Annotated in this window: 21 protein-coding genes and 2 tRNA genes; 2 read left to right on the plus strand and 21 right to left on the minus strand. The window is 67.2% G+C overall.

Features of this window, described 5'->3' with window-relative positions; all coding sequences use genetic code 11:
• Positions 1 to 64: 64 nt before the first annotated feature.
• The 10 genes from ACO07Z_RS12105 to aroA form a co-directional block, all read right to left on the minus strand.
• On the minus strand, positions 65 to 232 hold the full coding sequence (locus ACO07Z_RS12105; protein WP_421700869.1) for a hypothetical protein: 168 nt from the start codon (positions 230 to 232) through the stop codon (positions 65 to 67).
• A 188-nt stretch (positions 233 to 420) separates the two neighbouring features.
• Entirely contained in the window at positions 421 to 807 is a 387-nt protein-coding gene (locus ACO07Z_RS12110; RefSeq protein ID WP_421698952.1) for an ester cyclase, read from the minus strand.
• A gap of 199 nt (positions 808 to 1,006) precedes the next feature.
• Complete coding sequence (gene rpsA / locus ACO07Z_RS12115; protein ID WP_244380186.1) at positions 1,007 to 2,713, minus strand: 30S ribosomal protein S1; 1,707 nt, start codon at positions 2,711 to 2,713, stop codon at positions 1,007 to 1,009.
• Between the two features lie 906 nt (positions 2,714 to 3,619).
• Positions 3,620 to 4,057: a hypothetical protein gene (locus ACO07Z_RS12120; RefSeq protein WP_421698953.1), complete on the minus strand. Its 438-nt coding sequence runs from the start codon at positions 4,055 to 4,057 to the stop codon at positions 3,620 to 3,622.
• A 17-nt stretch (positions 4,058 to 4,074) separates the two neighbouring features.
• Positions 4,075 to 4,160: transfer RNA gene (locus tag ACO07Z_RS12125), tRNA-Arg, on the minus strand.
• 779 nt (positions 4,161 to 4,939) lie between these two features.
• The gene (locus ACO07Z_RS12130; RefSeq protein WP_421698954.1) at positions 4,940 to 5,299 is read right to left on the minus strand and encodes a hypothetical protein; all 360 of its coding nucleotides are present in this window, start codon (positions 5,297 to 5,299) and stop codon (positions 4,940 to 4,942) included.
• Positions 5,300 to 5,394: 95 nt separating this feature from the next.
• Positions 5,395 to 6,168: a precorrin-6A synthase (deacetylating) gene (cobF, locus tag ACO07Z_RS12135; RefSeq protein WP_421698955.1), complete on the minus strand. Its 774-nt coding sequence runs from the start codon at positions 6,166 to 6,168 to the stop codon at positions 5,395 to 5,397.
• 3 nt (positions 6,169 to 6,171) lie between these two features.
• The gene (locus ACO07Z_RS12140) at positions 6,172 to 6,642 is read right to left on the minus strand and encodes a carboxymuconolactone decarboxylase family protein (protein WP_421698956.1); all 471 of its coding nucleotides are present in this window, start codon (positions 6,640 to 6,642) and stop codon (positions 6,172 to 6,174) included.
• Positions 6,639 to 7,277 carry a (d)CMP kinase gene (cmk, locus tag ACO07Z_RS12145; protein ID WP_421698957.1) on the minus strand — a complete coding sequence of 213 codons (639 nt, stop codon included), beginning with the start codon at positions 7,275 to 7,277 and terminating at the stop codon, positions 6,639 to 6,641. The genes ACO07Z_RS12140 and cmk overlap by 4 nt, the downstream gene beginning before the upstream one ends.
• Positions 7,274 to 8,635, minus strand: a complete 1,362-nt coding sequence (aroA, locus tag ACO07Z_RS12150) for a 3-phosphoshikimate 1-carboxyvinyltransferase (protein WP_421698958.1) — start codon at positions 8,633 to 8,635, stop codon at positions 7,274 to 7,276. Before aroA ends, cmk begins: the two co-directional genes overlap by 4 nt.
• A 214-nt stretch (positions 8,636 to 8,849) precedes the next feature.
• Here aroA and ACO07Z_RS12155 point away from each other — a divergent pair, with 214 nt between their 5' ends.
• On the plus strand, positions 8,850 to 9,248 hold the full coding sequence (locus tag ACO07Z_RS12155) for a TIGR02300 family protein (RefSeq protein WP_421698959.1): 399 nt from the start codon (positions 8,850 to 8,852) through the stop codon (positions 9,246 to 9,248).
• A gap of 166 nt (positions 9,249 to 9,414) precedes the next feature.
• Positions 9,415 to 9,490: transfer RNA gene (locus ACO07Z_RS12160), tRNA-Ala, on the plus strand.
• A gap of 155 nt (positions 9,491 to 9,645) precedes the next feature.
• Here ACO07Z_RS12160 and ACO07Z_RS12165 read toward each other — a convergent pair.
• From ACO07Z_RS12165 to fdhD, 11 genes are all read right to left on the minus strand, one after another.
• A complete protein-coding gene (locus ACO07Z_RS12165) occupies positions 9,646 to 11,028 on the minus strand; it encodes an FtsX-like permease family protein (RefSeq protein ID WP_421698960.1) in 1,383 nt (460 codons plus the stop codon).
• A gap of 110 nt (positions 11,029 to 11,138) precedes the next feature.
• Positions 11,139 to 11,855 carry an ABC transporter ATP-binding protein gene (locus ACO07Z_RS12170; RefSeq protein ID WP_421698961.1) on the minus strand — a complete coding sequence of 239 codons (717 nt, stop codon included), beginning with the start codon at positions 11,853 to 11,855 and terminating at the stop codon, positions 11,139 to 11,141.
• Between the two features lie 2 nt (positions 11,856 to 11,857).
• A complete protein-coding gene (locus ACO07Z_RS12175) occupies positions 11,858 to 12,352 on the minus strand; it encodes a hypothetical protein (RefSeq protein WP_421698962.1) in 495 nt (164 codons plus the stop codon).
• Between the two features lie 17 nt (positions 12,353 to 12,369).
• Entirely contained in the window at positions 12,370 to 14,112 is a 1,743-nt protein-coding gene (locus ACO07Z_RS12180; protein WP_421698963.1) for an alkaline phosphatase, read from the minus strand.
• 89 nt (positions 14,113 to 14,201) lie between these two features.
• Positions 14,202 to 14,552 carry an ethanolamine utilization protein gene (locus ACO07Z_RS12185; RefSeq protein WP_421698964.1) on the minus strand — a complete coding sequence of 117 codons (351 nt, stop codon included), beginning with the start codon at positions 14,550 to 14,552 and terminating at the stop codon, positions 14,202 to 14,204.
• 275 nt (positions 14,553 to 14,827) lie between these two features.
• Complete coding sequence (locus tag ACO07Z_RS12190; protein ID WP_421698965.1) at positions 14,828 to 15,697, minus strand: Cof-type HAD-IIB family hydrolase; 870 nt, start codon at positions 15,695 to 15,697, stop codon at positions 14,828 to 14,830.
• A complete protein-coding gene (gene zwf / locus ACO07Z_RS12195; RefSeq protein ID WP_421698966.1) occupies positions 15,694 to 17,238 on the minus strand; it encodes a glucose-6-phosphate dehydrogenase in 1,545 nt (514 codons plus the stop codon). Before zwf ends, ACO07Z_RS12190 begins: the two co-directional genes overlap by 4 nt.
• 17 nt (positions 17,239 to 17,255) lie before the next feature.
• Positions 17,256 to 18,263, minus strand: a complete 1,008-nt coding sequence (gnd, locus tag ACO07Z_RS12200; RefSeq protein WP_421698967.1) for a phosphogluconate dehydrogenase (NAD(+)-dependent, decarboxylating) — start codon at positions 18,261 to 18,263, stop codon at positions 17,256 to 17,258.
• A gap of 142 nt (positions 18,264 to 18,405) precedes the next feature.
• A complete protein-coding gene (locus ACO07Z_RS12205; protein ID WP_421698968.1) occupies positions 18,406 to 20,232 on the minus strand; it encodes a monovalent cation:proton antiporter-2 (CPA2) family protein in 1,827 nt (608 codons plus the stop codon).
• Between the two features lie 243 nt (positions 20,233 to 20,475).
• On the minus strand, positions 20,476 to 20,763 hold the full coding sequence (locus ACO07Z_RS12210; protein ID WP_371348328.1) for a formate dehydrogenase subunit delta: 288 nt from the start codon (positions 20,761 to 20,763) through the stop codon (positions 20,476 to 20,478).
• Positions 20,753 to 21,601, minus strand: a complete 849-nt coding sequence (gene fdhD, locus ACO07Z_RS12215) for a formate dehydrogenase accessory sulfurtransferase FdhD (RefSeq protein ID WP_421698969.1) — start codon at positions 21,599 to 21,601, stop codon at positions 20,753 to 20,755. Before fdhD ends, ACO07Z_RS12210 begins: the two co-directional genes overlap by 11 nt.
• Positions 21,602 to 21,610 lie beyond the last annotated feature (9 nt).

Genomic DNA, 21,610 nt, shown 5'->3' on the forward strand with positions numbered 1-21,610 from the left:
GGTCAGGCCGATCAATCCGCCTTCTCCAGCGAGGCCACTGACGCGGCCCTCCGGGAGAGGCCGATCAATCGGCCTTCTTGGCCTGCTTCTTCAGCGCGGCGCCGAGGATGTCGCCGAGCGAGGCACCGGAATCCTGCGAGCCGAACTGGGCCACGGCTTCCTTTTCCTCGGCGATTTCCAGCGCCTTGATCGACACCTGCACCTTGCGCGCCTTGCGGGTGTTCGGGCGCATCTTGGCCAACCTCGCCGGCGAAGGGCTCAGACCGGAATGCATCATGATCCATGCCACCCATCTGAGCGTCCGCAGTAGGGCGGCAAGTCTGTTAAAGGGGGATATTCCCCGTCCTATCGGGCGCACCAAGGCCGGCTCAACTGCAAGCTCCACACCCTCTGCAATGGCGAAGGCCGCCCGATCCGAGCCTAGAGCTGCGCCTCGACGGCGGCCTTGTCGATGACCGACCGGACCTCGGCGATGTGGCCGTCGCGGAATTCGTAGAAGACGTTCTCCGCGAAGCGGACCCTGCGACCATTGACCGGCAGGCCGAACAGCAGGCCGGTCGGCGTGCAATCGAAGAGGAGATGGCTGGCCACGTGCGGCGGGTCGACGACCAGCAGGCCAATCTCGAAACGCAGGTCCGGAATGGCGCGGAAATCCCTTTCCAGCATGGCGCGATAGCCCGAGAGTCCGACCGGCTCGCCATTGTAGCGGACCTCGTCGCCGACGAACTGCCCCAGTTGTCGCCAATCCTGCCGGTTCAGGCAGGCGATGTAGGCTCGGTAGAGATCGGCGAGATCGGTTCTCGTCATGTGCAGGACCCAACTGTCGGCTGCTACATAGGGCGGCCAAGGTCGGCGGCGACAGCACGGCCCCCAAAACAAAACGGCCGGCGTGTCGCCACGCCGGCCGCTTCTGTCGTTTTCAATCGGCCGTCAGGCCAACCGGATCAGGCGGATCAATCCGCCTTCTCCAGAGAGGCCGCTGACGCGGCCTTCCGGGAGCGGCCGATCAGTCGGCCTTCTCGGCCTGCTTCTTCAGCGCGGCGCCGAGGATGTCGCCGAGCGAGGCACCGGAATCCTGCGAGCCGAACTGGGCCACGGCTTCCTTCTCTTCGGCGATTTCCAGCGCCTTGATCGAGACCTGCACCTTGCGCGCCTTGCGGTCGAACAGGGTGACGCGGGCGTCGAACTTCTCGCCGACGGCGAAGCGGTCCGGGCGCTGGTCGCCGCGGTCGCGGGCCAGTTCCGAGCGCTTGACGAAGGTGGTCATGTCGGAGCCGATGATCTTCACATCGACGCCGCCATCCTTCACGTCGATCACCTCGCAGGTGACGATGGCGCCCTTGCGCAGTTCGCCGGCGTCCTGGAAGGGGTCACCGCCGAGCTGCTTCACGCCGAGCGAGATGCGCTCCTTCTCGACATCCACGTCGAGAACGACCGCCTTGATCATGTCGCCCTTCTTGAACTCCTCGATCACCTGCTCGCCCGGACGGTTCCAGTCGAGATCGGAGAGGTGGACCATGCCGTCCACATCGCCGTCGAGGCCGAGGAACAGGCCGAACTCGGTCTTGTTCTTGACCTCGCCCTCGACCACCGCGCCGGCCGGATACTTCTCGGCGAAGGCGTCCCAGGGGTTCTGCAGGGTCTGCTTGAGGCCGAGCGAGATGCGGCGCTTGACCGGATCCACTTCGAGGATCGCCACTTCCACTTCCTGCGAGGTGGCGACGATCTTGCCGGGGTGGACGTTCTTCTTGGTCCAGCTCATTTCGGAGACGTGGATCAGGCCTTCGATGCCCGGCTCCAGTTCCACGAACGCGCCGTAGTCGGTGATGTTGGTGACGCGACCCTTGAAGCGGGCCTCCACCGGGTACTTGGCCTCGATGCCCTCCCACGGATCGCCGAGCAGCTGCTTCATGCCGAGCGAGATGCGGTGGGTCTCGTGGTTGATCTTGATGATCTTCACCTTGACCGTCTGGCCGATGTTCAGCACCTCGGTCGGGTGGTTCACGCGGCGCCAGGCGATGTCGGTGACGTGCAGCAGGCCGTCAATGCCGCCGAGGTCGACGAACGCACCGTAATCGGTGATGTTCTTGACCACGCCGTCGATGACCTGACCTTCTTCGAGGTTCTGCACCAGCTCGTGGCGCTGCTCGGCGCGGGTCTCTTCGAGAACCGTGCGGCGCGAGACCACGATGTTGCCGCGGCGACGATCCATCTTGAGGATCTGGAACGGCTGCGGGTTGTGCATCAGCGGGCCGACATCGCGGATCGGGCGGATATCGACCTGGGAGCGCGGCAGGAAGGCCACGGCGCCGTCGAGGTCGACGGTGAAGCCGCCCTTGACCTGGTTGAAGATGACGCCCGTCACCTTCTCCTGCGCGTTGAACGCCTTTTCGAGGCGGACCCAGCTTTCTTCGCGGCGGGCCTTGTCGCGGGAGAGGACGGCTTCGCCCAGCGCGTTCTCGACGCGCTCGAGATAGACCTCGACCTCGTCACCGACCTTGATTTCCTGGTCGCGGCCGGGGCCGGCAAATTCCTTCAGTGCCACGCGGCCTTCGGTCTTCAGGCCGATATCGATGATCGCGAGATCCTTCTCGATCGCGACGACGATGCCCTTGACGACGGAACCTTCGGCGAGCTCGGACTGGCCGAAGCTCTCTTCGAGCATGGCGGCGAAATCGTCACGCGCGGCGGCAAGCGTTTGAGTAGCGGACATAGATGCTCCTTGCCAGGATCTGCGCCGGACGGGGTTGAACGAGCCTTTTTTCCCACGGACGCCGGGTCTGGCAGGCCCGGCGCTGTCCGCTCAGATGAGCGAACCCGGCGCGCTGGCCGCGGGAGAGAAGGCTTGGAGCCGAGAGGGCGATTGACCGATCCGATGGATTCAACCGGATCGGATCGCCCTCCAGGCAAACGCCTGATCGGCGCCGCCCCGGGCGCGGCCCCGTTGAGAGGGTCGTCACGCCAGGCACGCCGCCGCGGTAAGCTCGATGGGTCCGGGGCAAGCCGCGAGGCGGGAATCGGAGGGCTGGCCTCCAAGCACGAAGAGCGCGCATCCCGCGCCTTCGGCCCTCCCGAGGAACCGCCACGATAAATGGTGGCCCGGACACGCGCGTGCAATAGCGCAAGGGGAGGGGAAGGGCAAGCGGTGGGGCCCGGAGGCGTGACGCAGAACCTGAACCTAATTCGGAATTCAAAATATCAATTGACAGCGGAATTAAGCAAAAATGACTTGCTTCAAAAAAAAGTTGGAATTGTGAAAACGTCGCCTAACATAAGAGTCGGAGTTGGTGACAAGTCCCTGCAAGGCGGCGCTTTTGCGCTGTGTGTCGTCATTCCATAAGTTGAGAGGCGAGGAATCCCTCGCCTCTCACGGGCATCAGATGCCTGGCAGGCTCAACTGCTTGGGCGGCTTATTTCGGATTTTGATCCGAAAGGCCTTCAAGCCGTAGTGCCGCGCGTAGATCCGCTTTCCGTTACGAAGTCGGATCGACGAGCAAAAGACGTACTGGTCGCTTTCAGCGTCCATTAGACACCTCTCTTTCTTGAGGTTGAGCACCGCACCTAGCGTCCCGAGTTTCCAGCAGGGGAACGCTAGGTGCGGCCTTCACAAGGGCTCGGCTCATCCGAAAATCCCCTTTGAAGCGGCGGATCCGGAACTCGTCTCAGCCGAGAGCTTTGGCTCGCCAGACGGTTTCGACGGCATAAACTCAGTAAGGCGATAAACAGTCCCATCGTAGCTGACGACGCCGTCCGCCTTTAGGCGACTTAGCAAACTGGAAACGGTGTTGCGCTCCAGCGGTTCGCCACGCTGCTCCGATATTTCAACAGCCTTTGCGGCGTTTAGTCCGCCGGGACCGACCTCCTTCAACATATCCAGCAACATGCCCTTAACGTTAGAACGGCGGCGCCGACCACTGAACTCAACGACCGCAGGCTCCCCATTATGACGGCGGATAAGAGATTCAATAGTCGCCATCTCGATTTGCAGCTTCTGCATTTGCTGTCTTTTTTCAGCGAGGGCCTCTTCTAGGAGCTTCATATTCTTGCCTCTGCGCATGCAAAATCTCCAAGAGTTGGTGACCCCGGCGGGATTCGAACCCGCATGCCCTGCAAGGCGCCCGCTTCGAAGGCGGTTGTGTCTGCCATTCCACCACGGGGTCGTTTATGACAGGCGCAGTCTGTCTGATTTTACGCAAACGTCAACGCAACACACACGCAAAATGCGGAAAATGACTAACCGCTTGAAATACAAGCATTATTTTTGATCTTGACTTTCGTTAGACAATTCATTATGCGCCGCCACATTGGGTGCGTTTAACAAAATCACTTTGCTGGAATCAGCGCTCTTTAGTTCGCGCTTCCCCAAGCAGAAAATTCTTTTACCGGACCTCGGCTCAGCCATTGTTCGGGCGCTCGCCGCTTCAGATAAGCTGGGCGACTCCCTCGTGCCCGTCAACCTTGCGTCACAAACTCTAGCGTGGAGTGCGTGAAAAAATCGCAAAATCTAGATGGCATGCGAAAGGGTCCGGTGACGACGCCGATACCCAATCGAGAGGGGATTCGCGCGCCATGTCCAGCGCCGAACGCAATGGGCAGGAAAGGTCGGTGAACAGTGGGGATGACAAGAGTGGCAAAAGGCTAGGCCACTCGAAGTGGCCTTTCACAACTCCGGCAACGGAAGCTTCCGCTCAAGAACCCCAGTCGAATACTGAGCCTTAGCCAAATTTCTGTGACGGCCGCGCCGAGGCGGATGCATCCGGAAACATCGTCATCCCGGCCGCAGCCGAAGGCGAAGAGCCGGGATCGTCTACGAGACTTGGAACTCGATCCCGGACAGGACCTGCGGTCCTTCCGGGATGACGCGGGCGGCAGCGCGTTGAAACCGGCGCTCCGCAAGCGCAGCGCCCGGCGCGGGCCGCGCTCGTGTCCCGCCCATCCCTCACCGCCTCCCCGCCCGCACCACCGCCGCCACGCCCATGAGGATCAGCCCCGTACACACGCCTGCCGCGAGCACCGCGGCGGGGGTCATGCGGGCGCCGCCGGCGAGGCGCAGCGGGCCGAGGCGGATTTCGCCCGCCGCCTTCATCTCCTGAGGGTGCGTCGGCGGGGCGGCGAGCCAGGCGAGCACGGGGGAGGCAGCCTCCGCCCGGGGCGCAGCCTCCGGACGGGGCGTAGCCTCCGGCCGGGGCGCGGCTTCCGCTCCACCGGGCGCGGCAGGCCGGGCCGGCACGGCGCGCGCCGGCAGGCCGGGGCGGTGGGCGGGATCATCCAGCAAATCGTCACGCGGATCGGCTTCCATGGCGGGCTCCTCGCGGCTGCGTTGTGCCCACCCATTATGCCGGGGAATGCGCGCGCGCCAACCGCGCGAAAACGCCAAGCGAAACGCCGCCGGCCTCAGCCGGCGGGAAGCGCCCGGGCCAGCCACACATCCATCACCCAGCCGCGCGCCGCCTTCACTTGCGCCCGCACCTGCGCGATCTCGCCCGCGACATCGCCGAGCCGCCCGTGCCGCAGCACCTGCGCCGATGTGCCGAGATTGGCGCCCCACCAGATGTCGCCGTCAAAACCCCGCGCCGCCAGCGCGGCAAGGCCGGAACCATCGTCCAGCAGCACGGCGAAGGCGGGGGAGGCGGGCGTCGCTTGCGCCACATTGCGCCCGGTGGTGAGCGCCACTTCCTCGCCAATGGCGTTGAGCGGGATTTCATGCGCCGCGCACAGCGCCTGCAGCGCAGTGAGGCCGGGGAAAACCTCGATGGAAAATTCCGCCTGTGCCCGCGCCGCGCGGAGCACGCGCAGGGTCGAATCATAGAGCATCGGGTCGCCCCAGACGAGCAGCGCGCCCGTCCCCTCCTCCGCCAGCTCCGCCTCGATGAGGCCGGCGAGCAGGCGGGCGCGGGCGCCGTGCCACTCCGCCACCGCGCCTTCATAGGTTTTTCGCGCGGTGTCGAGCGCAGCGGGGCGGCGGGGCGGGCTCGGCGCCCGCACCACGCGGTGGCCGGGGCGGCCGAAGCGGGCGATCAGCTTTTCGCGCGCCGCCACCAGCTCCCCCGCGCCTTCGGATTTGTCGAGCAGGAAGAACACCTCGGCGCGGGCAAGGGCTGAGATGGCGTGGCCGGTGAGCCCTTCCGCCTCGCCCATGCCGATGCCGATGACCAGCACCCGCCGCATGGCTTACCCCGCCACGGGGCCGAGGCCGCGCGCGGCGAACACTTCCTTGGCGATGAGCAGCGCGTCGAGCGCGGCGGGGAAGCCGGCATAGAGCGCCATCTGCATGATGACCTCGACCACCTCTTCGCGCGTCGCCCCCACATTCAGCGCCGAGCCGATATGCACGCGCAGCTCCCGCTCGGCATGGCCGAGGCAGACCAGCCCGGCGACGGTGGCGAGCATGCGGGCGCGCAGATCCAGCCCCGGGCGGGAATAAACGTCGCCATAGCCGAATTCGAAAATATAGCGGGCGAAATCCGGCGCGACATCGCCGAGCGCGGCCATCACCTCCTCGCCGGAGCGGCCGGTGATGGCGGAGAGCCGCGCCTTGCCACGGGCGAGCTTGTCCTCCGCCGGGGCCTTGCCAGTCAGGTCGGCCGCATCGGCCCGATCGGTCTCATCGTCCACCTCATCGGACTCACTATCCACGCTCATCGCACCCCTCCCAAAGCCTGCCGGCGGGCGACGATGGCGAGCGCCGCCTGCCAGCTTTCCTCGACGCCGAGATGGGTGTTGTCGAGGATCTCGGCATCGTCGGCGCGGATGAGCGGGGCACTGGCGCGGCCGCTATCCCTTTCATCGCGCTTGTGAATATCCGCCAGCACCTGCTCAAAGGTGACGGCTTCGCCGCGCCCGACCAGCTCGGTATGGCGGCGCGCGGCGCGGGCTTCCGGCGTCGCGGTGACGAAGATTTTCACCTCCGCCTGCGGCGCGATGACGGTGCCGATGTCGCGCCCGTCCAGCACCGCGCCACCGGGCTGGCGGGCGAAATCCTGCTGTAGGGTCAACAGCTTGGCGCGCACGCCCGGCAGGGCGGCGACGCGCGAGGCGGCCTCGCCGATGGCGCCGGATTTCAGCGATTCGGGGTCCAAAGTGGCGAGGTCGAGCGCGCCGGCGAGGCGTTCGAGGGCGGTGGCGTCCTCGAAATTGACGTGTTCCGCCAAGGCCTTGGCGCCCACCGCGCGGTAGAGCAGCCCGGTGTCGAGATGCGGCAGGCGGAAATGCGCGGCGAGCCGCCGGGCGATGGTGCCCTTGCCCGAGGCGGCCGGTCCGTCGAGCGCGATGATCACGCCGCCGCCTCGCTTTCGATCACCGCTCCCAGCGCCCGCATCTGCGGCAGGAAGGTGGGGAAGGAGGTGGCGATGAAGGAAATATCGTCCACTTTCAAGGGCTTGTCGGTGGCGAGGCCCATGACGAGGAAGCTCATGGCGATGCGGTGATCCATGTGCGTGGCCACCGTTCCGCCCCCCGCCGCCGCCCCGGCGCCGGTGACGATGAGGTCGTCGCCCTCGATGCGATAGGCCACCCCCGCCTGCGCAAGGCCATCCGCGACGGCGGCAAGGCGATCGGACTCCTTCACCCGCAATTCGGAAAGCCCGTTCATCCGCGTCTCGCCGGTGGCGAAAGCGGCCGCAACGGCCAGCACGGGATACTCATCGATCATCGACGGCGCTCGCTCGGCCGGCACATTCACGCCCGTCAGCGCCGAGGCCCGCACGCGGATGTCGGCGACGCTCTCGCCGCCCTCGACGCGCTCGTTCTCGAAGACGATGTCGGCGCCCATCTCCTTGAGCGTGATGAACAATCCGGTGCGCAGCGGGTTGGTCATCACCCCTTCGATCACCAGCTCCGAGCCCGGCACGATCAGCGCCGCCACCAGCGGGAAGGCGGCGGAAGACGGGTCGGCGGGCACGCGGATCGGCGCCGGCTTCAGCTCCGGCCGGCCCTTCAGCGTCACCTTGCGGCCATGCGCGCCATAGGGCTCCACCGTCACCTCGGCGCCGAAATGGGTGAGCATGCGCTCGGTATGGTCGCGGCTCGCCTCCTTCTCGATCACCGTCGTCTCGCCCGGGGCGCCAAGGCCGGCGAGCAGCACGGCGGACTTGATCTGCGCCGAGGCGACCGGGCTCTCATAAGTGATCGGCACCAGTTCCTGCGGGCCCTTGAGGGTCAGCGGCAGGCGCCCGCCTTCGGCGGCGTCGACGACGGCGACGCCCATCTTCTCCAGCGGGTCGAGAATGCGGCGCATCGGCCGGCGGCGCAGGCTGGCATCGCCGTCAAAGGTGGCGGTGATCGGGTTGCCGGCCACCACGCCCATCATCAGCCGCGAGCCGGTGCCGGCATTGCCGAAATCCAGAACGCCCTCGGGGGCGCGCAGCCCGCCGACGCCGACGCCGTGCACCCGCCATTCGCCCTCGCCCACCCGCTCCACATCCGCGCCGAGGGCGGCGCAGGCCTTGGCGGTGTTGAGCACATCCTCGCCCTCCAGAAGGCCGGAAATGCGGGTCTCGCCGACGGTGAGCGCGCCGAAGATGAGCGAGCGGTGCGAGACCGACTTGTCGCCGGGCACGCGCACCCGGCCCTTCAGCGCCGGGGAGCGGCGGGCAAGGGCGGGAACGGGGAGGGTGGCGTGACCGGTGCTGCTCATCACTCAAGCCTTGTCTTGCGATCGATCGGGGAACCGCCCGGCCGGGGGCGGTAACGCGGAACGCCAGGAGAAGCCCCCTCCGGCGCCACAATGCGGGGCCCCTCCTAGCACGGGGGCCGGCCAGCCGCCACGGCCCGTGCAGATGCGGCTTGACTCCGCCCCCTCAGCGGTTCAATGGGAGCACCCTTTCCATCACCACCCGAGGTCCGAAACCGTGGTGAAACCTGAATTAGGCACCAAGCGCGTCTGCCCCGTCACCGGGCGGAAGTTCTACGACCTGAACAAGGATCCGGTGATCTCGCCCTATACCGGCCAGATCGTGCCGATCACCCTTCCGGTCACCCGCGGCCGCGTGGAAGCCCCGCGCGCCGCGGCTGTTGCGGCCGATCCCGACCTGGAAGAGGTCGCCGATGTCGAGCTGGTCTCGCTGGAGGACGCCGACGAGGAAGCCGCCGGCACCTCCAAGGCGGCGGCCGTCGACGACGATCTCGAAATCGACGACGACGAGGTCGCGACCGATGACGACGACACCTTCCTCGAAGAAGACGAGGATGGCGATGATGACGTGACCGATCTCATCGGCGACGGCATCGAGGACGACGAAGAGAGCTGAACGAAGAAAGCCCTGGGGACGGATCACTCGATTTAAAATCGAGGCTTGCAGTCCGATCCGTCCTGTGGTTTACGAGCGTCCCGTCCCGGAGCGATCCGGGCCGGAAAGACCGGATGAGAACCCAAGGTGCAGCGCTCCGGCGCTCCACGCATCCGGCGCCCTCGGTGGGGCCATAGCTCAGTTGGGAGAGCGCTTGAATGGCATTCAAGAGGTCGGCGGTTCGATTCCGCCTGGCTCCACCAAATCTCACCTCCCCCAAGACATTCACGATCAAGACCGCCTGAAGAGACGCCGTGCGGCGTCGTTTGCGGTGCGGCGCGGCTGATGGCCGGAACGCACGCCTCCAGGCAATGCGGGGCGAATCACCCGCGCCTGACCATGCCGCCCGCACAGCGCGTCAGGCGCGAAGGGCGGCCGCAGGGGACTGGCGATAGGCCAGCACGGCCGGCAGCAGTGCCGCCAGCCCGCCAATGGCGAACAGCAACAGAAAGGCCCCGCCATCCTCGGCGGCGAAACCCACCGGCAGCACCACACCGGTCTGCATCGAGATCTGCCGCGCCAGCATCCGGGCGACGCCATAGCCGAGCGCGAATCCGCCCGCCAGCCCGGCACCGATCACCAGCACCGCTTCCAGCCAGACCATGGCACACACCACTGCGCGCGGCGCGCCAAAGGCCCTGAGCGCACCGATCTGGCGACGTCGGCCCATGACATGGATGAGCACCACCAGCAGCACCGCCGCAGCCACCAGAAGCTGGGCGTTGAGCGTCACGAAGGCGAGAATCTGCCGCGCATCGCCGAGCGTACCGTACAGGCGGGTGAGCACCTCGCCGGGAAACACCGCCAGCGTGTGGTCGGTGCGGTAGGCCTGCCGTAGCCGGTAGGCATCGGCGATGGCGCGCGGCTTCACCACGATGGCGGGCACGCCCGGGGCATCGGGGTCCGTCAACGCCGCCGGGTTGATCAGGGCGTCGAAGCCGGCGGCGTCGCTCTGCTCACGCTGCCTGTGCGCCTCGGCGATGGTCCGCGCCGGCGCGCCGGCAGCCGGGCCGGGCTCCAAGGAGCCTTGCACGCCGCGCGATTCCGCCCCCGCCTGCGCGTGGCCGTCGTCCGCGTGATTCGCGTCTTCGTGGTCTTCGGGCGCGTGAGCGTCGCTGCCATGGCCCTCAGCCCCGTGCCTGCCAGGCGCATGGGTGCGCCACACCGCCTCGATCGGCACCAGGATGGCCCGGTCCCACGCGGTACCGGTCGGTGCCAGCCGCCCGACGATTCGGTAGGTGATGGCGCTGTGCACCCCGCCACGGGCCTCCGCCAGGCCGTGCATGGGATGGAAGCTGTCTCCAAGCGCGCGCGGCACGGCGGCACCGATGATGGCGTCGCCCAGCCGGCGGAAACTGTGGCCCTCCGTCACGCCGCCGAGACCATCGACCAGCGGCTGGGTGGTGCCGACGACAGGACGGTCATCGGAAAAATCGCCGAAGCCGACCGGCGCGGCATAGGCAACGCGCGGATCCGCAGTCAGCGCGGCCAGCACGCTGCCGGGCAGCAGAGTCAGCGGCGCCGGCTGCAGGAACACCGCCGACAGCACCAGCTGCGTCTCGCTGCCGGGGGCGCCGATGACGACGTCGAAGGCCGCCGCCGCCCGGGCGCTGCCAAGGCGCAGGGCACGCTCTTCCAGCGTGACCACCACGCCGAGCGCCGTCGCCAGCGCGATCAGCAGCGCAATGGCGAGCGCGCCCCCGCGATGCCGAACGAGATCCGCCGCAATGAGCCGGAACATCTGCGCCTCCTGAAGCATCTTCGAGCGAAGCGGGGTGCGGTTCGCGGGAGAAATGCGTGACAAAGAAAACCCGAAGCCCGTCCGCTCACCCGGCGCGCCCCGGAAACGAGCTAGGCGGCGGGGTCGACGGCCGCGTGAGCCGGCGCGGCGGGACGCATGTCCGCCGGCCCCAGCCGCCCCGCGTCGAGGCGCAGCACCTGCGCCATGCTGGCGATGAGCCGGGCATCATGCGTCGCCACGATCAGGGTCGCCCCCACCTCGCGCGCCAGAGCGACAAGCAGTTCCGCCACCGCCGCCCCGGCGTCGGCGTCGAGGCTGGCGGTCGGCTCGTCGGCGATGAGGATGCGCGGACGCGCCACCAATGCCCGGGCCACGGCCACCCGCTGCATCTGGCCACGGGAAAGCGTTTCCACCTTCTGCCCGGTGCGCGCGATGCCCACCCGCGCCAGCAGGCGGTTGGCCTCGTCCCGCAGGGCCGGCGCCAGCCGGAACGCCGCCAGGCGCTGCGGCAACAGCACGTTATCCAGCGCGGAGAGGCCAGGGAACAGATGAAAATCCTGCATCACCAACCCGACATGCGCGGCCCGCCAGCGGTCGCGGGCACCCTCGCCCAGCCGGCCTATGTCGGTGTCGCCCCAGACGATGCGGCCGGCGGGGGCGCGGTCGAGCCCGGTGAGCAGGTTGATGAGGGTGGTCTTGCCGGAACCTGAGGGCCCGGTGAGCGCCACATGGGCGCCGGCGGGCAGGTGGAGCGCGGAGATGTCGAGCGCCGGCCGCTCCAGCCCCGGAAAACGCACGGCGAGGTCGCTGACGTGAAGTTCCGGCATGGTCACACGGCCCGAAAGGCGGCGCCGACCAGGCGCAGCAGGCTGACGAAGCCGGTTTGCGGATCGGTCCAGGAGCCGACCTCCAGCCGTCCGGTAACGTCGATCGGCGCGTTGGCCTGCACGAAAGTCTGGGCGCGGTCGAGATAGACCACGACGATATTGTCCGGCCAGTCGCTGTCCGAGGAGCAGAAGGGGCAGATGGACATCGGAATCTCGGTCAGGACGAAGAAATTGGCCTCGGCCTTCAGCGGCGGCGCCATGAAGCCGCGCATGGTCACCTCGCGGCCATTCAGCCCCTTCACCTTGTCGGAGAAGGTCAGGCCGAGAACGGTGACCTTGGCGTAGAGCTCGTCGAAGTCGAGCCGCGTCGTGGCGGCCGCGGGCAGGCCGCAGAAAGTGGCGCCGCCGACCCCAAGCAGCAGCCGCGCGCTGCCGATGAGGAAGGCGCGGCGCCCGTCAAAGCCGGCCCCCGTGGGGGCCGGCGGGGCCGACAGCATTGCAGGGTCGTCCGCGATCACTTCTGCGCCGGGGCGAGGGCGAACGCCTCGACCAGCACGCGGTACACGTCGCTTTCTTCCATATAGCCCTTGAAAGCGTCGGCGCCGGGGCCGGAGGCCTGAAGGATGCCGTCATCCACCGCATGCACGGCGGTATCGGTCGAGCGCGGAATATTGCCGATGCGCAACACCGCGCCGGGCAGGTCCTTATAGGCGGCGTTGGCGACGTATTCGCCCTTCTCGTTCTTGATCGCCGGGTCGAACGGGCCGTTCATCTTCGGCCGCCAGGTCTCGTAATAGTCCGGGTAGTTGTTGGCGAACACGGCGAGGCGGCGCGACACGTCCACCTTGTCGGGATAGCCGTCGCCGTCAGTGTCGGTGTAGTTGGGGAAGCCGGCGGCGGCGTAGACGCCCACCTTCTCGCGCATGTCCTCGCCCGGCTTGTCGTCGTCAATCGTGCCGATGATCGAAACGCCGTGGGTGTGGTCCGGGGTCGCGATGACGAGCGTGTCAGGATGCTCCTTGGCGAAATCCATCGCCACGCGCAGGGCCTGATCGAACTCGATGGTGTCGTAGAGGGCGCGGTCCCAGTCCATGGGATGCGACATCTTGTCGATCGTGGCGCCTTCCACCATCAGGAAGAAGCCTTCCGGGTTCTTGGCCAGCTGGGCCAGCGCCACCTTGGTCATGTCAACGAGGCCGGGCTGGTCGGGGAACTTGTCGACCGTGCCCTTCTTCAGGAATTTGCGGTCGAGCACCGAGTCCATGTTGCCGGTGTGGAACAGGCCGAGGATCTTGCCGGCATTCGCCTGCCCCACCGCCTGCAGCGTGCCGGCGTCGGTGGCGAGGCTGTAGCCGGCCTCGGTGAAGGCCTTGATGAAGTCCTGGTCGTCCTTGCGCTTCGAGCCGGGGGTGGACTTCGGCAGGAAATAGGCCGAGCCGCCGCCGAGCACGACTTCCGGCTTCAGCGCGAACATCATCTCGACGATATCCGCCTTGCGGTCGCGCAGGCGGGTATGGGCGACCACGGCGGCCGGGGTCGCGTCCTCGACCTCGGCGGTGGTGACGATGCCCACCGACTTGCGGCCGGTGCGGGCGAGCGCTTCGGTGATGTTCTCCACCCGCGGATCGTCCAGCGGGTCCTTGGTGCGGTCGGCATAGACGCCGAGCGCGTTCACCGCCGTCTTGTGGCCGGTCATGTGCGCCGACATGGTGTTGGCGCTGTCGGTGGCGATGGCGTTGGTGGACGAGGTGCCGATGAAGGCCATGTAGTCGAGATCGTCCATGGCGAGGCGGCCATTGGCCTTGCCCTCGGTCATGCCCTTGGAGAGCAGCCGGGCGCCGGTGCGGTGCGCCACCGACATGCCGTCACCGAGGAAGAAGATGATGTTCTTGGCCTTCGGCACGTCCGGGGTGCCGTACACGTCCCACTTCACCGTCTTGGTGTCGTTTCCGGCCTTGACCTCGACCGCGTAGGTGCCGGGCTTGACCACCTTGGCCGCGCGCAGCAGCACCGCCGAGGCGTCGACGCCCTCTTCCCTGGCGATGAACTCGAAATCCTTCCCGAGGATCTTCGCCGCAGGCTCGCCATTGATGGTGATCGACACATCTTCCGGCTTCACGACACCGGCGAACTCGACCTTGAAGTCGAAAGCCGAGCCGGCCAGGATCGTGGCGCGATCGATCGGATAGACATTCGCCGCATCGGCGGTGCCAATGAAGCAGGCCGTGGCGGCCAGCAGCGCTGCAAAAAGGCGCATGATATTCCCTCGCTCCACCCAAGTACCCGGCGTTGTTAGCGCCGCCACGTGTCACGGCGATAACAGGGCGGGTGCCCGGCGGCGGGGGCCTATTCCCGGGCGGTGCGCCAATGGGGATAGGTGACATAGGCGGTGAGGGCCCCTTCCTCTCGCGCCTGGATGGTCACCCTCTTGCCCTTCGGCATGTAGACGATCTCGCCCGGACCGGCCTCGACAGAGCCGCCCGCGGCCGCGACCGAGAGCCGGCCGGAAAGGACGATCATCACATCATCCACCGCCATGGTTTCGGTCAGCGTCTGGTTGGGGGCGTAGCGGCCATAGCCGATGGTGATCGGCCCGCCGTGGCGCTCATCGACGGCATTGCCGACGAAGATCTCCGCCTCCGTGCCGGGGGTGCGCTCCAGCGTGACGTCGGCGATGGCGAATTTCTGCAGCTTCATCATCCTCTCCCTGCGGCCCGGGCCGGCGGCACATCGGGCGGCAAGGAAATGACGGACATGCGGGAGGACGGTTCCCGAGGTGAAGCTCTTGTGAGCGCGGACGCGCCGGTCTGGAGCGTTTTCGAGCGAAGTGGATACCGGTTCGCGGGAAGAAAACGCGACAAAACAAAGAATTAGATCATTTCACTGTTTCCGTGAAACGGTGAAATGATCTGGGAGGGCTGGCGCACCGCGACCGGGCGCGTGCGCCCGGCCTGGACGATCCTCGCGCCGGATCAGGCGCCGGGGGCGCGGGGCAGCACGAAGCGCTCGATGGCGTGGGCGACGCCGTCCTCCTCATTGGTGCGGGTGACGAAATGCGCCTGCTCCTTCACCTCCGCCGCCCCATTTCCCATGGCGATGGCGAGGCCGCCGACAGCGAACATCGGCAGATCATTGGCCATGTCGCCAATGACCGCCACTTCGTCCATCGACACGCCGTAGTGCCGGGCGAAGGCCCGCGCTGCATAGCCCTTGTCGGTGCCGGGCGGCGTCATGTCGAGATATTTCGCCTGCGAACGCCGCGCCGTGGCGCCGCCGCCCACCAGCGCCTGCAGTTCCGGTTCACTCGCCGCCAGCATGTCGAAATCGGTGGAGGAGAACACGATCTTGCCGGCGCGGGTGAGATGGTCACCGAAATCCTCCACCACCGTCGGCTGGAAGGCGACGGTGCGGATCTCGCCGGCGACGTAGGTGCCATTGGGATCGGTGACGAACCATTCGTCATCGGCGAACACCCAGACCGCCGCGCCGCGCGGCTGCATCAGGGCGATGCCGGCCCGTGCCGCCTCGGCCGAGACGAAATGCTCCTCGGCGATCGAGAAATCCCGGCGCTGGATGCAGCCGCCATTGAAGCCGCCGAACAGGTCGACGTTCAGCGCCTCGACCATCAGCCGCATGCCGCGCGGCGGGCGGGCGGAGACGGCGGCGAAGGCGATGCCGGCCTCATGCAGGCGGCGCACCGCCTCAATGGTGGCGGGCGTCACCTCCTTCGCCTTGTTCACCAGCGTGCCGTCGACATCCGACACCATGAGGCGGATGCGCGACGCGGGCGGGCGCGTGGCGCCTCCCCGCTCTTCGAGGGCCAGTTCGGTCGAAGCGTTCATCGCGGGCGGTCCCTCTCCAGCGGCAGCCACTGAAAGCCGTCCTGCGCCAGCATCACATCCGACATGGCGGGGCCGCTGGAACCGGCGGAATAGAATTGCACGTCGTTTTCGCCGCCGCCGACCGCCTCCAGAATCGGCTCTACCGCCTCCCAGCCGGCCTCGATCGTGTCGGCGCGCTGGAACAGGGTGGGGTCGCCGCACAGGCAGTCATAGATCAGCGTCTCATAGCCCGTGCTGGGCGCCGCCTTGAAGTAGTCGGCATATTTGAAGCTCATCTCGACATCCGAGAGCCGGACCTTGCGGCCGGGCACCTTGGCGGCGAAACGCAGCGAAACGCCTTCGTCCGGCTGCACATGGATCACCATCAGGTTCGGCTTCAGCGCCGTGGGCAGGTGGCGGAACAGCACGCCCGGCGCCCGCTTGAACTGGATGGCGATCTCGGTGCGCCGCACCGCCAGCGCCTTGCCGGTGCGGACATAGAAGGGCACGCCGTTCCAGCGCCAGGAATCGACGAAGCATTTGAGCGCCACATAGGTCTCGGTGCGGCTCTCGGGATGCACGTCCTTCTCGTCGCGATAGTCCTTCACCGCCTCGCCATTGACGAAGCCGGCGCGGTACTGGCCGCGCACCGCCGCGCCGATCGCCTCGCTGGGGCGCATGTGGCGGATGGCTTCGATCACCTTGGTCTTTTCCGAGCGCACCGCGTCGGCGTCGAAGGAGTTGGGCGGCTCCATCGCCGTCATGGCGAGCAGCTGGAACATGTGGTTCGGTACCATGTCGCGCAGCGCGCCGGTGGCGTCGTAGAAGCCGCCGCGCTGTTCCACCGTCACCGTCTCGGCGGCGGTGATCTGGACATGGTCGATATATTCCTTGCTCCAGATCGGCTCGAAAATGCCGTTGCCGAAGCGCAGCGCCATCATGTTCTGGACCGTTTCCTTGCCGAGGAAATGATCGATCCGGTAGATCTGGCGTTCATCGGCGACCGCCAGCAGGCGGCGGTTCAGCGCCTTGGCCGAGGGCATGTCGGAGCCGAAGGGCTTCTCCACCACGACATGGCGGAAGCTGCCCTCCCCCTCCTTCAGCAAGCCGGCAGCGCCGAGCTGCTCGGCGATGGTCGCGAAGAAGCGCGGCGCGACGGCGAGATAGAACACCGCATTGCCGGTCTGCGCCTTGCGCTGGTCCAGCCGCTCGCGGATGCGGCCATAGGTGGCCGGGTCCTCGAAATCGCCGGCGACGTAGAAAATGCGGCTGATCAGCCAGCGCCAGGTTTCGCCCTCGGTGTCGAGCGAGCCCGGCAGTTCCCGCACCGCATCGGTGAGGAAGGCACGGTAATCCTCCTCGCTGCGCTCGACATGGTCGACGCCGACAATGGCGAAGTCGTCGACCAGCACGCCCTCATGGGCGAGGTTGTAGAGCGAGGGCAGGAGCAGGCGCTTGGTGAGATCGCCCGAGGCACCGAAGATGAAGAAGGTCGAGGCCGGTGCCGGCGCCGCATCGGGCGCCAGCACCTTCTGGCCGAGAACGACGGACTCGCTTCCCATGGATCGCTATCCGCCGCTCACTTGGTCTTGAATTCGGTGTGGCCGCCGAACTGGAAGCGCATCGCCGACAGAAGCTTCTCGCCGAAGGTGTGGTCCTGGCGCGAGCGGAAGCGAGTGTAGAGCGCGGCGGACAGCACCTCGGCGGACACCGCCTCCTCGATCGCCGCCATCACCGTCCAGCGCCCCTCGCCGGAATCGGCGACCTCGCCGGGGAAATCGCTGAGAGTCTCATCCTTGGTGAGGGCGATGGCGGAAAGGTCGAGCAGCCAGGACGACACCACCGAGCCGCGCCGCCACACCTCGGCGACATCGGCCATGTCGAGGGTGAAGCGCTCATTCTCCGGCAGATCGGTGGAGTTCTTCTTCTTCAGGATCTCGAAGCCTTCGGCATAGGCCTGCATCAGCCCGTATTCGATGCCGTTATGCACCATCTTGACGAAATGGCCGGAGCCGGCCGGGCCGCAATGCATGTAGCCGTGCTCGACGCGCGCATCGCGGTCCTCGCGGCCGGGCGTGCGGGGAATGTCGCCCAGTCCCGGGGCGAGGGCGGCGAAGATCGGGTCGAGCCGGTCCACCGCTTCCTTCGGGCCGCCGATCATCATGCAATAGCCGCGCTCAAGGCCCCACACGCCGCCTGACGTGCCGACATCGATATAGTGCAGGCCCTTGGGCTCCAGCTCGGCGGCGCGGCGGATGTCGTCCTTGTAGAAGGTATTGCCGCCATCGATGATGACATCGCCCGGCGCCAGCAGGCCGGTCAGGGTGGCGATGGTGCTCTCGGTCGGGCCACCGGCGGGCAGCATCACCCAGATCGCGCGCGGGGCGTCGAGCTTGGCGACGAGATCGGCGAGATCGGCGGCGGGCCGGTTGCCTTCGCCGCCCAGCTCCGTCACGGCGGCTTCGTTGCGGTCCCACACCACGCAGTCATGACCGGCCTTGGTGAGGCGGCGCGCGATATTTCCACCCATGCGGCCAAGGCCGATGATTCCGAGCTGCATCTGCTTTTCTCCCCGATACGACGCCACCCGCCCGCTCGTGCCGCGGCTGCGGAGCCGGCGCCCGCTGCATTCAAGCCGAATGTCTAGGCCAAGCCTATGCCGACCATGCGACAATTGGAACGGGTGGGGTGCGAAAGCGCCGGCATCCGCGCAGCGGCGCGTTCACAACTCAGGACGAGAACTCGGTCTCGTGCTTGAGCACGTCCTCCGCCTCCGGGTTGAGCGGGCGAGCGGGGCGCTCGGGCACGACCAGCGGCTCGGGCTCCAGCGGCAGAGGCCCGCGATCCTCGCCTTCGGCCAGTTGCCGGCGCAGCCGTTCCAAATCGCGCTGGCGCACATCGGCCACGGTCGCCTGCGCGGTGGCAGCATCGATGCCATTGGCGCGCAGCGCGGCCTCACCGAAAGCGAGGGCCGATTCGAAGGTCTCGCGGATCTCGAAATCCACCCCGCGCCCGCGCAGCGCCACCGCATGGGTCCGGTCATAGGCGCGGGCGTGCAGGCGCACATCGGGCATGTTCTGGCGGATGATCTCGACGATACGGTCCGTGGTCTCGCGGCGGTCGACGCAGACGGCGACCACCCGCGCCCGCTCGGCGCCGGCGGCGCGGAGCACGTCGAGCCGCGTGCCGTCGCCATAGAAGATGCGGAAGCCGAAGCGGCCGGCGTTCTGGATCATCTCGACATCATTGTCGATGATCGTCACTTCCAGCCCCCGCGCCAGCAGGCACTGCGACACGATCTGGCCGAAGCGACCGAAGCCGACCACCAGTACCGAGCCATGCGCGTCGCTGAAATCCTCGTCCGGCACGGCGGCGCGGCGGTCGAGCCGGCGGGCAAGTTGCTCGCCGAGCAGCGCCACCGGGGGCCCGAGCAGCATGGTCATGGCGGCGCAGGCCACCAGCATGTCGGACTGGCGCGAATCGATCAGCCCCAGGCTGAGCGCGAGCGGAAACAGCACGAAGGAGAACTCACCCGCCGGCGTCAGCACGGAGGCCGAGCGCACCGCGTCGGCGCGCGTGCTGTCGGAAAAGCGGAACACCGCCCACACCGACACCGCCTTCACCAGCGTCACCATCAGCGTGCCGACGATGAGAAGCGGCGCATTGGCGAGCACCACGTCGAGATTCATCGACATGCCCACGCCCATGAAGAACAGGGCGATCAGCAGGCCGCGAAACGCTTCGATATTGGCTTCCAACTCGTGGCGGAAATTCGATTCCGACAGCATGACGCCAGCGAGAAAGGCGCCAAGCGCCATCGACATCCCTGCCGCCGCCATCAGCGCGCCGGCGCCGAGGACGACAAGGAGCGCTGCGGCCGTCATCACCTCACGGGCGCCGGAGTGCGCAAGGATGCGGAACACGAGTGGCAACAGATAGCGGCCGGCACCGACGATGAACAGCATCGCCCCGATTATGATCGCCACATGCTCGGCCGAATCGAGGAAGCTGTGCTCCTCATGCGCGCCCTGACCGAGAAAGGGCAGGAGGGCGAGGAGCGGCACGACCGCCATGTCCTGGAACAGCAGCACGCCGAAAGCGCGCTGGCCATAGGGCTGGGCGAGGCCGCTCTTTTCTTCGAGCAGCTGCAGCGCGATGGAGGTGGCCGACAGCGCCAGCGCCATGCCGGCGACCAGCGCCCCGCGCCAGTCGAAATCGCGGGCGGCGTAATGGCTGAGCACGGCGATGGCGGCGCCGCTGAACAGAAGCTGCGCGGTGCCGAGGCCAAAGATCGCCCGTCGCAGCGCCAGCAGCCGCGAGAATTGCAGCTCCAGCCCGATGATGAAGAGCAGCAGCACCACGCCGATTTCGGCGACGGTGATGATCCGTTCGGGATCGTTAAAGGCGCCGAGGCCCGAGGGTCCGATGGCGACACCGGCCAGCAGATAGCCCACGATCGGCGAGAGGCCGAGCCGGCGCGCGACCGGAACGGCGATGACGGCGGTGGCGAGGAATACCAGCGCTCCGATCAGAAATCCGTGGCCGTCTGCATGCATGGACCCGCCATCCTCCGCGCCTTCGCCCGCTCCACAGTACCGGATCGGATGACGCGCGCCGATGGCGGAAGCGTGATGGAAAGGCGAAGATTCGGCGCTGAACCCGGCCATTCGCACGAAATCATGCCGCGGGAAAACCGCCGCAGGCACATGCCGTTACGGAAGTAGCTGGCGGGAGAGCTCCCGACATGACGAGGCCGGCAGCGCCTCGCGGCGTGCCGGCCTGGTGTAAAGGCGCAAGTCTCAGTGGTGATGCGCGGTCGGGCCGGGAATGTCCCGGGTCGGGCGCGGGAGAGGGATGCTGTCGCGGGAGACCGGCGGGAGCGACTTCAGCGCCTCGAGCACATGCGGGGCAAGGCCCTCGCCGCCGGCAGCGATATGGTCCTCGATGCGCGCGCGCATGCGCGGATCCCAGAAGTCCTTGATATGCTTGGCGACGCCCTTCACGGCCTTCTCATAGCCCTGCGGCTCGAAGAACTTGCCGATCTGGTTCGCCATATAGACCAGACGTTCCATCGTGTTAGCCGACATGGGCGATCCGCTCCTTCTCTGCCCCGTCCAGCACGATGCGATGGGGGTGGGTAAAAACTTCAAATCCATCGTCGCGGGCGATGGCGACGAGGGTGATGCCGGCCTTCTCCGCCGTGCGTACAGCGAGCGCGGTCGGCGCCGACACCGCCACCAGCACCGAGGCGCCGAGCATGGCGGTCTTCTGCACCATCTCGATCGACACCCGGCTGGTGAGCAGCACCAACCCGCCACCGGCCCCATAGCCGTTGCGAACCAGATGGCCGACGAGCTTGTCGAGCGCGTTGTGCCGCCCGACATCCTCGCGCACGGCCACGAGCCCGGCGTCCGGCTCCCAGAACGCGGCCGCATGCACGGCACGGGTCTGGTGGTTCAACGTCTGTGCCGGGGGCAGCGCGGCCACGGCGCGGGAGATTTCCGCAGCGGTGAACTGCCGACCCTCCGGCACGGTGCGGGCGGGCTTCACCGCCAGCTCCAGACTCTCCACCCCACATAGGCCGCAGCCCGTGGGGCCGGCGATCTGGCGGCGGCGGGCGACCTGTTCGCCGGCGCGGGCGGCGGTGAGCCAGAGGCGCACCTCGACGCCGCTGACGCCGTCCTCCTCGCCGAATTCGAGCGTCTCGATCTGCTCGACATCGGCGAGGCTTTCGATGACGCCCTCGGTCAGGCTGAAGCCATAACCGAAATCCTCGAGATCGGCCGGCGTCGCCATCATCACGGCATAGGTGGAGCCGTTATGGACGATGGCGACGGCAGTCTCCTCGGGGATCGCCCGCTCGCCCGCCATCACACCCGTGGAGGTGACGGCGCGGCGCGCAACGCGGGCGACCGGCGGGATCATGACCGCGAG

The sequence above is a fragment of the Ancylobacter sp. genome, assembly GCF_965229075.1.
GTDB lineage: Bacteria > Pseudomonadota > Alphaproteobacteria > Rhizobiales > Xanthobacteraceae > Ancylobacter.

Bases quoted from the DNA above. Each gene is read 5' to 3' on its own strand.
- ACO07Z_RS12105 (WP_421700869.1), bottom strand. From the start codon at position 232: ATGCGCCCGAACACCCGCAAGGCGCGCAAGGTGCAGGTGTCGATCAAG.
- ACO07Z_RS12110 (WP_421698952.1), bottom strand. From the start codon at position 807: ATGACGAGAACCGATCTCGCCGATCTCTACCGAGCCTACATCGCCTGC.
- rpsA (WP_244380186.1), bottom strand. From the start codon at position 2,713: ATGTCCGCTACTCAAACGCTTGCCGCCGCGCGTGACGATTTCGCCGCC.
- ACO07Z_RS12120 (WP_421698953.1), bottom strand. From the start codon at position 4,057: ATGCGCAGAGGCAAGAATATGAAGCTCCTAGAAGAGGCCCTCGCTGAA.
- ACO07Z_RS12130 (WP_421698954.1), bottom strand. From the start codon at position 5,299: ATGGAAGCCGATCCGCGTGACGATTTGCTGGATGATCCCGCCCACCGC.
- cobF (WP_421698955.1), bottom strand. From the start codon at position 6,168: ATGCGGCGGGTGCTGGTCATCGGCATCGGCATGGGCGAGGCGGAAGGG.
- ACO07Z_RS12140 (WP_421698956.1), bottom strand. From the start codon at position 6,642: ATGAGCGTGGATAGTGAGTCCGATGAGGTGGACGATGAGACCGATCGG.
- aroA (WP_421698958.1), bottom strand. From the start codon at position 8,635: ATGAGCAGCACCGGTCACGCCACCCTCCCCGTTCCCGCCCTTGCCCGC.
- ACO07Z_RS12165 (WP_421698960.1), bottom strand. From the start codon at position 11,028: ATGTTCCGGCTCATTGCGGCGGATCTCGTTCGGCATCGCGGGGGCGCG.
- ACO07Z_RS12170 (WP_421698961.1), bottom strand. From the start codon at position 11,855: ATGCCGGAACTTCACGTCAGCGACCTCGCCGTGCGTTTTCCGGGGCTG.
- ACO07Z_RS12175 (WP_421698962.1), bottom strand. From the start codon at position 12,352: ATGCTGTCGGCCCCGCCGGCCCCCACGGGGGCCGGCTTTGACGGGCGC.
- ACO07Z_RS12180 (WP_421698963.1), bottom strand. From the start codon at position 14,112: ATGCGCCTTTTTGCAGCGCTGCTGGCCGCCACGGCCTGCTTCATTGGC.
- ACO07Z_RS12185 (WP_421698964.1), bottom strand. From the start codon at position 14,552: ATGAAGCTGCAGAAATTCGCCATCGCCGACGTCACGCTGGAGCGCACC.
- ACO07Z_RS12190 (WP_421698965.1), bottom strand. From the start codon at position 15,697: ATGAACGCTTCGACCGAACTGGCCCTCGAAGAGCGGGGAGGCGCCACG.
- zwf (WP_421698966.1), bottom strand. From the start codon at position 17,238: ATGGGAAGCGAGTCCGTCGTTCTCGGCCAGAAGGTGCTGGCGCCCGAT.
- ACO07Z_RS12205 (WP_421698968.1), bottom strand. From the start codon at position 20,232: ATGCATGCAGACGGCCACGGATTTCTGATCGGAGCGCTGGTATTCCTC.
- ACO07Z_RS12210 (WP_371348328.1), bottom strand. From the start codon at position 20,763: ATGTCGGCTAACACGATGGAACGTCTGGTCTATATGGCGAACCAGATC.
- fdhD (WP_421698969.1), bottom strand. From the start codon at position 21,601: ATGATCCCGCCGGTCGCCCGCGTTGCGCGCCGCGCCGTCACCTCCACG.